Genomic DNA, 12,593 nt, shown 5'->3' with positions numbered 1-12,593 from the left:
TTCCGCACCGCAGCCCGCGGTGCACGTCTTCGGATCGGAGGTGCCCCATGTCGCAGACGCCCGACCCACGTCCCGGCGCAGCCCAGTACGCAGCCCTCGAGGTGAACGTCACGTCCGTCATCGGTGAGCCCGAGGTCCTCGAAGACCGCCTCACCGCCGTGCGGGGCACCACCCCCGGTCCCGAGCCGGAGGTGCGCGACCTGCTCGCGCTCGCCCGCGACGTCGAGCACGACCCCGCCTGGCTCGAGCTCAAGGCCGCGGCCGGTGCGCTGCAGGAGCTGCAGGACAAGGACGGCTCGGTGCCCGCCCCCGCCGACCACGCGCGCGCCGCCGCCCTCGTCGAGACGGTGGCGCTCGCCGTCGAGCGTCTCGCCCCGCGCTTCCCGCACGACGGCGAGTATCTCGCCGCGCTGCCGGCGGACCTGCGGCGGTGGTCGGCCGAGGGCCTGGGGGTGCCGGACTTCCTCGACTCCCTCGTCGCGTTCGCCCCCGCCCCGCTCCGGGTGGACGGTCTGCGCCACCTCGTCGTGTTCCCGATGGTGACCCAGAACGGCTCGCCCGACCGGCACCTGGAGGCGCTGATCGTCGAGGGCATCTGGCCCGAGTCCGTGGCGGAGCTCGAGGCGAGCCACTACGACAACGCGCTGTTCGTCTCGCTGCGCCTGGTCGACTTCACCGCGGGGTACGCCACGAACTCGGCGGTGCTCTTCCCGGAGACCGTCGCGATGCGCGAGATCCCGCAGTTCACGTGGGGCGCGATCTTCCAGGACCGCGAGGCGGCGCGGTTCCGCCGCGTGGTCACGGCCGCGGCGGAGATCACCCGGCTCGACGTGCCGGACGACCTCGCGATCCTCCTGGCGGACCAGCACGAGGCCGAGCACGTCTTCGTGATGTGGGACCTCATCCACGACCGCACGCACATGCGCGGCGACCTGCCGTTCGACCCGTTCATGATCAAGCAGCGCATGCCGTACTTCCTCTACTCCCTCGAGGAGCTGCGCTGTGACCTCACCGCGTTCCGCGAGGCCGTCGCGATCGAGGAGCGGGTGCAGGCCCGGTTGGTGGCGGGTGAGGACCTCACCGAGGTCGAGCTGTGCGCCGGGCGGCACGCGCGCGGTGTGCAGTACGCGGTGGTACTCGACCGGATCTTCCGCTTCGCGCTCACCGGCTCGCGGGTGCGCAACTACGACGGCCTCGGCGGCCAGCTGCTGTTCGCGTGGCTGCACCAGCGGCACGTCGTGGAGTGGACCGACGTCACGCTGCGGATCGACTGGCAGGACGCGCGCGACGCCGTCATCGCCCTGGGCGACGCGATCGAGGAGCTCTACTGGACCTCGATCGACCGCCCGAAGGTCGTGCACTGGCTCGCCGCGTACGACCTGGTCCGCGGCGTGCTCGCGCCGCACCCGGCCTCGGTGTGGGCCGCCGGCCTGCCGCGCGAGGTGCTCGCGGGCCCGCCGAAGGGATACACCGACGCCGTGCTCGACGACGAGTTCCCCCTCTCGATGTTCCACGAGGCGCTCGGGCGCAAGCTGCGGCCGGTCATCGACGCGTGCGTCGGGATCACCGGGACGGATGCGTGAGCGGCGCGTGGGCCGGCCGTGACGCGACCATGACCAGACTGTGACCACCGACGCCAAAGACGCCGCCGGCACCACCGCCGCTGGCGTTGCCGGCGTCGCCGGCCGGACCGTGCTGCTCGCGGGAGCGGGCAGCACGGCCGGCCGGGCGGTCGCCCGCGCGCTCCTGGACGCGGGCGCCCGGGTCGCCCTCGTCTCCCGCTCGGCACCACCCGCGCCCGACGGCGCAGCCTCCTTCGCGTGCGACCTCACCGACACCGCCGCGGTCGACGCCCTGGTGCCGCGCGTGCACGCCGTGCTCGGCCCGGTGGACGGCGTGCTGCCGCTCGTCGGCGGCTGGCGCGGCGGCGGGGGCGTCGCCGGCCAGACCGAGGAGGTCTACCGGGCTCTGGAGCCGGCGTTCACGGCGCTGCGCCTGACCACGACGGCGTTCTGGCCCGACCTGCTCGCCTCGCCCGCGGGTCGCGTCGCCCTCGTCTCCTCGACCTCGGTGGCGCGACCCACGGCGGGCAGCGCCGCGTACACCGCGCTCAAGGCGGCTGCCGAGTCGTGGGTCGCCTCGCTCACGCACGGCTTCGCGCACGTGCCCGCCGGCCCCGGCGGACCCGCGCCGTCCGCCGGCTCGACCGGCGGCGCACCGTCGGGCGGCGCACCGTCGGGCGACGCACCGTCGGGCGGCGCACCGTCGGGCGGCGCACCGGCGCAGTCCGCGCCGCCCCGCGGCGCGGCCGTCATCTTCCGCGTGCGCGCCCTGGCGGGCCTGGAGGAGGAGCTGGCCCGCGCCGTCGTGCAGCTGTGGGCCGTGTCCGCGTCCGAGGTGAACGGGAGCGTCGTGGACCTGGGCACGGACGCGGCCCGGGGAGAATAGGGGCGTGAACCCCCGCCACGACCTCGACCTGCGCACGTTCGCCTCCGACAACTACTCGGGCCTGCACCCGGAGGTGCTCGCCGCTCTCGCCGCGGCGAACGAGGGGCACCAGGTCGCCTACGGCGGTGACGCCTACACCGAGCGGCTGGACGACGTGGTGCGCGGCCACTTCGGCCCGACGGCGAGCGCCTGGCCGGTCTTCAACGGCACCGGCGCGAACGTCGTCGCGCTGCAGGCGATGCTGCCGCGCTGGGGCGCCGTGGTGTGCGCGTCGACGGCGCACATCGTCGTCGACGAGGGCGGCGCACCCGAGCGGATGGGCTCCCTCAAGCTGCTGCCCGTGCCGACCCCGGACGGCAAGCTCACGCCCGAGCTCGTGGACCGCGAGGCGTGGGGCTGGGGCGACGAGCACCGCGCACAGCCGCTCGTCGTGTCGATCACCCAGACCTCCGAGCTCGGCACGTGCTACACGCCGGACGAGATCCGTGCGCTCGCCGACCACGCGCACGAGCGCGGGATGCGCCTGCACGTCGACGGCGCGCGCCTGGCCAACGCGGGCGCGACGCTCGGCACGGGGCTGGCGGCGTTCACCACGGACGCGGGTGTCGACGTCGTGAGTCTCGGCGGGACGAAGAACGGCGCGCTCGCGGCCGAGGCGGTCGTGGTGATCGACCCCGACGCGCTGGTCGGCGGGATCGCCGCGATGCCGTTCGTGCGCAAGCTCTCGATGCAGCTCGCGAGCAAGATGCGGTTCGTCTCGGCGCAGCTGCTCGCGCTCTACGACGGCGACCTGTGGCTGCGCAACGCGAGCCACGCGAACGCGATGGCGCAGCGGCTGCGCGCCGGGCTGGAGGCGGGGATCGCTACGGGCGAGCTGCCCGGGCTCGGCCTCACGCAGCCGACCCAGGCCAACGCCGTGTTCGCGACGCTGCCGCCCGCGGTGGCCGACCGGGTGCGCGCCCGGTACCGGTTCTACGACTGGGACGCCGCAGCGGGCGAGGTGCGCTGGATGTGCGCGTTCGACACCCGGCCCGAGGACGTCGACGCGTTCCTGGTGGCGGTCCGCGAGGAGCTCGCCCCCCCCTGACCCCTCCCCGTCTCCGAGGGCTTCTTTTCGTATCGCGGAGGGCTTCTTTCCAGATCGCGGAGTGGGTGACCCTCAGCGCCGCCCGGGCCCCGGCCGCGCGGGCGCCGTCCGCACCGGCACCGCCTGGCCGTAGAAGATCCGCTCGACCACGGCGCGGGCGCGCCGCGCCGTGCGCAGGTAGTCCTCCTCGAGCTGGCCGCCCGCGGCCGGCCCGTACCCCAGCAGCTGCGCCGCGGCGGCGAGCTCGCGCCGCTCCGACGGCAGCACGTCCAGCTTCGGCCCGGTCGTGCGGCCCGTGGCGAGCACGAGCGCGTCGCGGGTGCGCACGCCGAGACGCCAGGCGCGCTGCAGCAGCTCGGCATCGGCGGCGGAGACCACCCCGGCCTCGGCGCCGGACCGGAGGGCCTCCAGCGTGCGCGGTGTGCGCATCCCCGGCACCTCGTGCGCGTGCAGCAGCTGCAGGTACTGCACGGTCCACTCGACGTCGGCGATGCCACCGCGGCCGAGCTTGAGGTGCCGGTTCGGCGGCACGCCGCGGGGCAGCCGCTCGTTCTCCACCCGCGCCTTGATCCGTCGGAACTCGCGCAGCTCGTGGTCGTCCAGCCCGCCGCCGGCGTAACGGACCGGGTCGATCAGCGCCACGAAGCGCTGCGCGAGGGCGTCGTCGCCGGCGACCGGGCGCGCGCGCAGCAGCGCCTGCCGCTCCCAGCCCGCCGACCAGCGCCCGTAGTACTCCTCGTACGCGGCGAACGAGCGCGCGAGCGGACCGTTGCGCCCCTCGGGCCGCAGCGACGCGTCCACCTCCAGCGCGGGCTCCGGACCGGTCTGACCGAGCAGGTGCCCGATCCGCTGCGCCACCGCGAGCGCGTAGGTCTGCGCCTTCTGCGGGTCGGCGCCGGGAACGGGGTCGTGCACGAACATGACGTCCGCGTCGGAGGCGTAGCCGAGCTCCTGCCCGCCGAGCCGGCCCATCGCGACGACGAGCATCGCCGTCGGCGCCTCGGCGTACCCCTGCTCGGCGCCCACCTCGGCGGCGGCGATCCGCAGCGCCCCGCGCAGCGCGGCGTCCGCGGCCCACGAGATGCCGGGGGTGACGTCCAGCTCCAGGTGCGTGAGCACGTCCGACACGGCCGTGCGGGCCAGCTCCCGACGGCGCAGGTAGCGCACGTGCGTCGCGGCGGCCTGGGAGTCCTCGAGCGAGCGACGCCGCAGCACCGCGTCCATTTCCGCCTCGAGCGCCTCGGGTCCGTGCGGCGCGAGGTCGCCGTCCTCCGCGAGCCACTTCACCGCGTCCGGGGACCGCCGCAGGTGCTCCGCGGCGTAGCGCGAGGACGACAGCACCTGCGCGAGGTTGTGCGCGGCTACGCCGGAGTCGCGCAGCAGCTTGAGGTACCAGGGCGTCGCGCCCATCTCCTCCGAGAGGGTGCGGAACGCCAGCAGCCCGCCGTCGGGGTCGGGCCCCTCGGTGAACCAGCCGAGCATCACCGGCAGCAGCTGACGCTGGATCGCGGACCGGCGCGAGACGCCCTCGGTGAGCGCCGCGATGTGCTGCAGTGCGGCGTCCGGCGCCCGGTAGCCGAGCGCGGCCAGGCGCGCCCGGGCCGCCTCGGGGGCGAGGGAGGCGTCCGCCGCGGACAGCTGCGCGGTGGCGGGCAGCAGCGGACGGTAGAAGAGCTCCTCGTGCAGGCGCCGCACGTCGCGACGGGTGTGCCGCCAGCGCACGAGGAGCTCGGCCACGACGTCGCTCTCCTCGTCCGGCACGATCCGCATCGAGCGACCCAGCCGGGCCAGGTCGCGCTCGTCGGTCGGCACGAGGTGGGTGCGTCGCAGCCGGTAGAGCTGGATGCGGTGCTCCATGAGGCGCAGGAAGCGGTAGCAGACCCCGAGGCGCGCGGCGTCCGCGCGCCCGACGAACCCCTCCTGCGCGAGCGCCGACAGCGTCGCGAGCGTGTTGCGGTGCCGGATGCCGGGCGCGAGGCGGCCGTGCACGAGCTGAAGCAGCTGCACGGTGAACTCGACGTCGCGCAGCCCGCCGGTGCCGAGCTTGAGCTGGCGGTCGGCCTCCTTGCGCGGGATGTGCTGCTCGACGCGACGCCGCATCGCCTGCGCGTCCTCCACGAAGTGCTCGCGCTGCACCGCGGTCCACACCATCGGCTGCAGCGCCTCGAGGTAGGCGTCCCCGAGCGCGCGGTCGCCCGCGACGCACCGGGCCTTGAGCAGCGCCTGGAACTCCCAGGTCTTCGCCCACCGCTCGTAGTAGGCGACGTGGCTGGCCAGCGTCCGCACGAGCGGGCCCTGCTTGCCCTCGGGCCGCAGGGCCGCGTCGACCTCCCACAGCGCCGGCTCCCGGCTGGGACCCGAGCACGCCCGCGCCGTGCCGGACGCGAGGCGCGTGGCGATCCGCAGCGCGCGGTCCTCCGCCACGACGGGCTCGCCGTCCTGGCCGAGCACGGGCTCGGCCACGAAGATGACGTCGACGTCGGAGATGTAGTTGAGCTCGCGGCCGCCGGTCTTGCCCATGCCGAACACCGCGAGCCGCACGAGCTCGGAGTCGGCGACCTCCGCGCGGGAGACGGCCAGCGCCGCCTCGAGCGCCGCCGCGGCGAGGTCGGCGAGCGCCGCCGCGACGCCGGGCAGCGTGGACAGCGGGTCGGGGCGGGTGAGGTCGGAGGCGGCGATCCGCAGCAGCTGCTGGCGGTAGGCCCGCCGCATCGCGTCCGTGGGCCGCTCCACGTCCGCCGCCGATCCCGCGACCGGGACCTCGGCGTCGGGGTCGGCGCCGACCGCGCGCAGCAGCGTCGCGCGCACGTCCTGCGCCGCCTCGGCGAGGATCCCGGGCCCGGTCTCCCCCGTCACGAGCGCGACGTCGTCCGGGTGCGCCGCGAGCGTGTCGCCCAGGGCGGCGGACGCGCCGACGACGGCGAGCAGCCGCTGCGCCGGTTCGCCCGCCTCGCGCAGCACCTCGCGCACGTGGGCGCGCTGGGCCGGCGTCGACGCCTCGAGGATCCGCACGAGCGCGAGCAGCGCGAGGTCCGGGTCCGCCGTCGCGCCGACCGCCTCGAGGAGGTCGCCCTCACCGTCGGGCCCGGCCACCTCCGCCGCGACGGGGTCGGCGAGCAGGGACTCGGCACGACGCACCTCGCGGAAGCCGAGCCGGATCAGGCGCGTGGACGTCGAGGCCTGTCGGGTCACGGACCCACCTCCTCCGGTCGCAGCGTGGGTCGTCAGAGCGAGCGCAGGAGGCGAGAGATCTCGTACGGCGTCACCTGGGCGCGGTACTCCACCCACTCGCGGCGCTTGTTGCGCAGGAAGACCTCGAACACGCTCTCGCCGAGCGTCTCGGCGAGGAGCTCGGAGCGCTCCATGGTGTCGAGGGCGTCCTGGAGGTTGTTCGGCAGCGGCGCGATCCCCAGGGCCCGACGCTCGGCGTCGGTGAGGTCCCAGACGTTGTCCTCGGCCTCCTCGGGCAGCTCGTAGTCCTCCTGGATGCCCTTGAGGCCCGCCGCGAGGAGCACGGCGTACGCGAGGTACGGGTTGGCCGCGGAGTCCAGCGCGCGGTACTCCACCCGGGCGGACTGCCCCTTGCCCGGCTTGTACATCGGCACGCGGATGAGGGCGGAACGGTTGTTGTGCCCCCAGCACACGTAGCTCGGCGCCTCGCCGCCGCCCCACAGGCGCTTGTAGGAGTTGACGAACTGGTTCGTCACGGCCGTGATCTCCGCGGAGTGGCGCAGCATGCCCGCGATGAACTTGCGCGCCGTGTTGGACAGCTCGTACTGCCCCGCGGGGTCGTAGAACGCGTTCGAGTCGCCCTCGAAGAGCGACAGGTGGGTGTGCATGCCCGAGCCGGGCTGTCCCGACAGCGGCTTCGGCATGAAGGACGCCATGATGCCCTGGTCGAGCGCGACCTCCTTGACCACGGTGCGGAAGGTCATGATGTTGTCGGCCGTGGACAGGGCGTCCGCGTAGCGCAGGTCGATCTCGTTCTGCCCCGGGCCGCCCTCGTGGTGGGAGTACTCCACCGAGATGCCCATCGACTCCAGCAGGCCGATCGTCGCGCGGCGGAAGTCGTGCCCCGTGCCACGGGCGACGTGGTCGAAGTACCCGGCGTCGTCCACCGGCACGAGCGGACCCTCGGCGCTCTCCGGGGTGTGGAAGAGGTAGAACTCCACCTCGGGGTGCGTGTAGTAGGAGAAGCCGAGGTCGGCCGCCTTGGCCAGGTTGCGCTTGAGCACGTTGCGCGAGTCCGCGGCGGCCGGCTCGCCGTCGGGCGTGAGGATGTCGCAGAACATCCGCGCCGTGCCGCGGTGGTCGCCGCGCCACGGCAGCACGTGGAACGTGGCGGGGTCGGGGCGCGCGAGCATGTCGGACTCCGACACGCGCGAGAGGCCCTCGATGGCGCTGCCGTCGAACCCGATCCCCTCGGCGAACGCGCTCTCCAGCTCGGCCGGGGCGATCGCCACCGACTTGAGCATCCCGAGCACGTCCGTGAACCACAGGCGGATGAAGCGGATGTCGCGCTCCTCGATCGCTCGGAGCACGTACTCCTGCTGCTTGTCCATCGCTCTCCCTCGCCGACCGTCGGTTCGTTCCTATCATGGCGGAACCGGGAGCGAACCCGGGCGCAACCCGGACGAGTCACGGCGCCGGGCGCGGCGAACAGCGCGGCGGACGGCGCGACTAGGCTGGCAGCCATGCCCGGCAGCCCCTCGGCGGCGGCAGCGCCGTCGCCCTCCCCCGCCAGCACCCGCCCCGTCCGCGTGCCCGACCTGCGGGCGCTCAAGGAGCGCGGCGAGCGCCTTGTGATGCTCACCGCCTACGACGGCGTGACCGCCCGGATCTTCGACGAGCAGGGCGTGGATCTGCTGCTCGTCGGCGACTCCATCGGCGACAACATGCTCGGTCACCGCAACACGATCCCCGTCACGGTCGACGAGATGGTGGTGGCCACCCGCTCGGTGGCGCGGGCCACGAAGCGCGCGCTCGTCGTCGCCGACCTGCCGTTCGGCTCCTACGAGGCCTCACCGGCGCAGGCGCACGCCACGTCGGTTCGCCTGCTCAAGGAGGGCGGCGCGAACGCCGTCAAGCTCGAGGGCGGCCGGCACGTGACCGAGCAGGTCCGGCTCCTCACCCGCAGCGGCATCCCCGTCGTGGGGCACCTGGGCCTCACGCCGCAGGCCGAGAACATCCTCGGCGGCAAGCGGGTGCAGGGTCGCGGCGAGGACGCGGCCGACGCGCTGCTCGCCGACGCCGTCGCGCTGGCCGACGCGGGCGCCGTCGCCCTCGTGCTCGAGATGGTCCCCGCGCCGCTGGCCGCCCGCGTCACGGCGCGCCTGGCGATCCCCACGATCGGGATCGGCGCGGGCGCCGGCTGCGACGGCCAGGTGCTCGTCTGGCTCGACATGGCCGGTATGGCGGACTGGGCGCCGCGCTTCTCGCGGCGCTTCGGCGAGGTGGGCGTCGCGCTGGCCGAGGCGACCCGCGCCTACGGTGCCGCGGTGCGCAACGGCTCGTTCCCCGGGCCCGAGCACACGTACGGCGAGTAGGCGAGCTCGCCGTCGGGCCCTACTCGTCCGACCCGGCCCAGCGCCGATCCTCGGCGTCCCACGACTGCGACCGCTTGCGCGCGGTCTCGAGCGCCGCGGACGCCTCGGCCTCGGTGCGGTAGGGACCCATGCGCTGCGTCCAGGCGGACACCAGGCCCTTCTCGACCTCGCCGGACGTGAGGTTGTAGTAGTAGCCGTTCTCGGTCAGGTCCGCGTCGTCGCGGGGTGCGTCCTGGGTCATCGATCCTCCTAGACTTCCCATGCTCGCACGACGGCGTCGCTGTCGTCATGCCCGCACACCGCTCGGTCAGGAACCCACAGGAGGGCCCGTCCCATGTCCAAGAAGCAGTCGCTCGCCTTCGGCATCGACATCGGAGGGTCGGGCATCAAGGGCGCGCCTGTGAACCTGCACTCCGGCGAGTTCGCCGAGGACCGGCTCCGGATCGAGACCCCGCAGCCCTCGACGCCCGAGGCCGTCGCGCGCGTGCTCGGGGAGCTGGTGGGCTCGTTCGACCTGCCCAGGAACGCGCCGATCGGCCTCACGTTCCCCGCCATCATCAAGCGCGGCGTCGCGTACTCCGCGGCGAATGTGGACAAGTCCTGGATCGGCACGGACGTCGCCGAGGTGGCGCGTGGGGCCACCGGGCACCCGACGCTCGTCGCGAACGACGCCGACGCCGCCGGCTTCGCGGAGGTCGCCTACGGCGCCGCCAAGGACGTCAAGGGCCTCGTGCTCGTCGTGACGCTGGGTACCGGGATCGGCACCGCGATGATCTACGACGGCGTGCTCGTGCCGAACGCCGAGCTCGGCCACCTCGAGATCGACGGCCACGACGCCGAGACGCAGGCCTCCTCCGGCGTCCGCGAGCGCGAGGGCTGGACGTTCGAGGAGTGGGCGCCCCGCCTGCAGCGGTACTTCTCCCACCTGGAGTTCCTGTTCTCCCCCGACCTGTTCGTGGTGGGCGGCGGCGTGAGCAAGAAGCACAGCCAGTTCCTGCCACTGCTGGACCTGCAGACCCGCATCGTGCCGGCCAAGCTGCGCAACGCGGCGGGCATCGTGGGCGCGGCCGCGCTCGCCGCGCGGTCCGCGTCGTAGCGCGGCCGTGACGAGCGACGGCGCGCAGCCCGACCTCGCAGGCGGCGCGCAGCCCGACCTCGCAGGCGGCGCGCAGCCCGACGGCGAGCAGCACCTCGCCGCCTGGCGTGCGGCCTACGCGCTGGAGCAGTGGTACTTCCTCGCGCGCGGGTACGGCGACCAGGTGACGCCGTTCGCGCTGGAGCAGGACGGCCGCGGGTTCATCTGCGTGTTCACGACGCCGCAGGCCGCGTCCGAGTTCGGCGTCGCCTCGGGCCTCGACGAGACCGAGGCGGGCCGCCTGCTCGCGATCCCGCCGGGTGACGCGACCGAGTACCTGCTGGAGTTCGTCGCGGACGGGGTGCACGCCGTCGCCCTCGATCCGGGCACCCAGGACGAGGCCGTGCTGCTCGCGGCACTGCCGCACGTGCGGCAGCTCGTCCAGGACGAGGGCGCAGCCTGAACCAGGCTTTACATCCGCCCGGCTGCGTGCATACGGTTGACCATTCACCCGGAAGGAGACCCCATGGGTATCGACGACAAGTTCGAGGCCAAGGCCCAGGACGCGAGCGGCAACGTCAAGGAGACCATCGGCAAGGCGACCGATGACGAGCAGCTCGAGGCCGAGGGCAAGTCCGACCAGCTCAAGGCGTCCGTCAAGGAGGCCGGCGAGGACATCAAGGACGCCGCGTCGAACGTGGCGGACAAGGTGAAGCACGCCTTCGACAAGCACTGATCCACACCACGACCCGGGTGCCCCGGTCGCCCCAGCGGCGACCGGGGCACTCGTGCGTCCGGGCGGGTCTGCCGGGGCGGCCGTGACGGTGCGCCCGCGACTCGGCCGGAGCCCGCCGTGGGCAGGTATCACGAGCCGGGCCGCCGTCTCCCCTTCGGATAACCGGGCGCATCCGGCGCCGGGACCCGAGGGAGGCAGTCGTGACCACCACGTCCACACCCAGCCGTCGCCGCCGGGTCCGCGCCGCCGCGGCGTCCGACGGAGCCCAGCCGCCCGTCTTCTCACCCCGGACCCGCACGCTCGTCTACGTCGTGGGGCTCGCCGTCACCGTCGGGTCGGTCCTCGTGATGACCCTCGCCGGGGTCTGGTTCCCGGACGTCGCGGACAAGCTCATCGCGACCGCTGGCGGCATCGGCACCGCGTTCGGGGCACTCGCCTCCGCAATGGGGGTCGCCTACCGCCCGGCGAGCCTCGTGATCAGCGAGGCGAAGGCGGAGGACTGACGTCCGCTCGCCGTCGGGCGCTGGCCTACACTCGGGTGCGGATGAGCCGGCCAGGCGGCCGCGTCCCCCGAGCGCCTCGGCGTGCGGGGGCCGAGGAACGTCCGGGCTCCACAGGGCAGGGTGGTGGGTAACGCCCACCCGGGGTGACCCGCGGGACAGTGCCACAGAGAACAGACCGCCCGTCGCGCCCCTCGGGGCACGACGGGTAAGGGTGAAACGGTGAGGTAAGAGCTCACCAGCGCACCGGGTGACCGGTGCGGCTCGGTAAACCCCACCCGGAGCAAGGCCAGACAGGGAGCGAGCTGCCCGCTCGACGCTCCCGGGTAGGCCGCTGGAGGCGTGCGGCGACGTACGCCCGAGATGGATGGTCGCCACCCGCCGTCGGGCGACCGACGGCGGGGACAGAACCCGGCGTACCGGCCGGCTCATCCCCCGGCCCGACTAGACTCTCGGGGTGCTCCTGGTCCTCCCGCCCTCCCGCGGTCAGACGCCCGGACCCGACGGCGCACCTCCCCTCGACCTCGACGGCCTCGCCCTGCCCGCGCTCACCGCGCCACGACGGACCCTGCTCGACGCGCTCGCGGGCGGTCCGCACGACGTCGCCGGCTCCTCCACGGCGCCAGCCGCTGCCGTCCTCACCGGGGTCCTCTTCGCCGCCGCGGAGCTCCCGGTGCTGCTGCGCTCGCGCGGCGCGGCGGCCGCCCGGACCCGCGAGAGCGTCCTCGTGGCGTCGCCGCTGCTCGGCGTCGTGCGTCCGCAGGACCGGGTGCCGGCCAGCCGGCTCGCCATGGGCGCCGTTCCGGGGATCGGTGGCCTCGGCCCGTTCTGGCGCCCGCACCTGGAGGCGGCGCTCTTCCCGCTCGCCGCCGGTCGGCTCGTGGTCGACACGCGGTCGTCGGAGTTCGTGCCGCTGTGGCGCCCGCCGCTGGATGCGACGTGGGTTGCGGTCAAGGTGGAGCAGCAGGGCGCCGACGGGTCTCGCCGGGTGGTGAGCCACTTCGCCAAGCACTGGCGAGGCGTTCTCGTGCACCACCTGCTTACCCGCCGCGGCGCCGAACCGACAGAACTGCGTTCACTGGTGCGTGCGGCCCGGGGGCTGGTCGCCTCGGGTGCGGTGCTCGCCGTCGAGCACGACGGCGCCGCTCGCCCCGGTCAGCCCTCGATCCTCACGCTTGTCGTCGCCTGAGCCGCCGGCGCG

At 74.2% G+C, this 12,593-nt stretch carries 12 protein-coding genes and 1 other RNA gene; 10 read left to right on the top strand and 3 right to left on the bottom strand.

Going from position 1 to position 12,593, the window contains the following annotated elements; all coding sequences use genetic code 11:
- The first annotated feature begins 47 nt into the window (after window positions 1-47).
- The 3 genes from AC3AQ1_RS15740 to AC3AQ1_RS15730 are packed head-to-tail and all read left to right on the top strand — an operon-like array spanning window position 48 to window position 3,535.
- Window positions 48-1,583 carry a DUF6421 family protein gene (locus AC3AQ1_RS15740; protein WP_234417570.1) on the top strand — a complete coding sequence of 512 codons (1,536 nt, stop codon included), beginning with the start codon at window positions 48-50 and terminating at the stop codon, window positions 1,581-1,583.
- Between the two features lie 40 nt (window positions 1,584-1,623).
- Window positions 1,624-2,448 (top strand): SDR family NAD(P)-dependent oxidoreductase, encoded by an 825-nt coding sequence (locus tag AC3AQ1_RS15735; protein ID WP_304595672.1) that lies wholly within the window; start codon window positions 1,624-1,626, stop codon window positions 2,446-2,448.
- Between the two features lie 4 nt (window positions 2,449-2,452).
- On the top strand, window positions 2,453-3,535 hold the full coding sequence (locus AC3AQ1_RS15730) for a threonine aldolase family protein (RefSeq protein ID WP_108719761.1): 1,083 nt from the start codon (window positions 2,453-2,455) through the stop codon (window positions 3,533-3,535).
- Window positions 3,536-3,607: 72 nt separating this feature from the next.
- On the opposite strand, the gene AC3AQ1_RS15725 is transcribed toward AC3AQ1_RS15730, so the two are convergent.
- Both AC3AQ1_RS15725 and glnA read right to left on the bottom strand, forming a co-directional pair.
- Entirely contained in the window at window positions 3,608-6,727 is a 3,120-nt protein-coding gene (locus tag AC3AQ1_RS15725) for a bifunctional [glutamine synthetase] adenylyltransferase/[glutamine synthetase]-adenylyl-L-tyrosine phosphorylase (RefSeq protein ID WP_108719760.1), read from the bottom strand.
- A 32-nt stretch (window positions 6,728-6,759) separates the two neighbouring features.
- On the bottom strand, window positions 6,760-8,097 hold the full coding sequence (glnA, locus tag AC3AQ1_RS15720) for a type I glutamate--ammonia ligase (RefSeq protein ID WP_108719759.1): 1,338 nt from the start codon (window positions 8,095-8,097) through the stop codon (window positions 6,760-6,762).
- A 132-nt stretch (window positions 8,098-8,229) separates the two neighbouring features.
- Between glnA and panB the strand changes: the two genes are divergently transcribed.
- Complete coding sequence (gene panB, locus AC3AQ1_RS15715; protein WP_108719758.1) at window positions 8,230-9,081, top strand: 3-methyl-2-oxobutanoate hydroxymethyltransferase; 852 nt, start codon at window positions 8,230-8,232, stop codon at window positions 9,079-9,081.
- A gap of 19 nt (window positions 9,082-9,100) precedes the next feature.
- On the opposite strand, the gene AC3AQ1_RS15710 is transcribed toward panB, so the two are convergent.
- Window positions 9,101-9,322 carry a hypothetical protein gene (locus AC3AQ1_RS15710; RefSeq protein ID WP_108719757.1) on the bottom strand — a complete coding sequence of 74 codons (222 nt, stop codon included), beginning with the start codon at window positions 9,320-9,322 and terminating at the stop codon, window positions 9,101-9,103.
- 93 nt (window positions 9,323-9,415) lie between these two features.
- On the opposite strand from AC3AQ1_RS15710, the gene ppgK reads away from it, so the two are divergent.
- The 6 genes from ppgK (at window position 9,416) to AC3AQ1_RS15680 (ending at window position 12,581) form a co-directional block, all read left to right on the top strand.
- Window positions 9,416-10,177 carry a polyphosphate--glucose phosphotransferase gene (gene ppgK / locus AC3AQ1_RS15705; protein WP_108719756.1) on the top strand — a complete coding sequence of 254 codons (762 nt, stop codon included), beginning with the start codon at window positions 9,416-9,418 and terminating at the stop codon, window positions 10,175-10,177.
- Between the two features lie 7 nt (window positions 10,178-10,184).
- Window positions 10,185-10,619 (top strand): hypothetical protein, encoded by a 435-nt coding sequence (locus tag AC3AQ1_RS15700; RefSeq protein WP_108719755.1) that lies wholly within the window; start codon window positions 10,185-10,187, stop codon window positions 10,617-10,619.
- Between the two features lie 63 nt (window positions 10,620-10,682).
- Window positions 10,683-10,892: a CsbD family protein gene (locus AC3AQ1_RS15695; protein ID WP_108719754.1), complete on the top strand. Its 210-nt coding sequence runs from the start codon at window positions 10,683-10,685 to the stop codon at window positions 10,890-10,892.
- Between the two features lie 200 nt (window positions 10,893-11,092).
- Entirely contained in the window at window positions 11,093-11,395 is a 303-nt protein-coding gene (locus tag AC3AQ1_RS15690; RefSeq protein ID WP_108719753.1) for a hypothetical protein, read from the top strand.
- A gap of 42 nt (window positions 11,396-11,437) precedes the next feature.
- Window positions 11,438-11,827, top strand: an RNA gene (gene rnpB, locus AC3AQ1_RS15685) — RNase P RNA component class A.
- A gap of 22 nt (window positions 11,828-11,849) precedes the next feature.
- Complete coding sequence (locus tag AC3AQ1_RS15680) at window positions 11,850-12,581, top strand: YaaA family protein (protein WP_108719752.1); 732 nt, start codon at window positions 11,850-11,852, stop codon at window positions 12,579-12,581.
- Window positions 12,582-12,593: the final 12 nt, after the last annotated feature.

The sequence above is a fragment of the Miniimonas sp. S16 genome (genome assembly GCF_057748195.1).
This window is presented reverse-complemented; position numbering and strand designations above follow the sequence as displayed.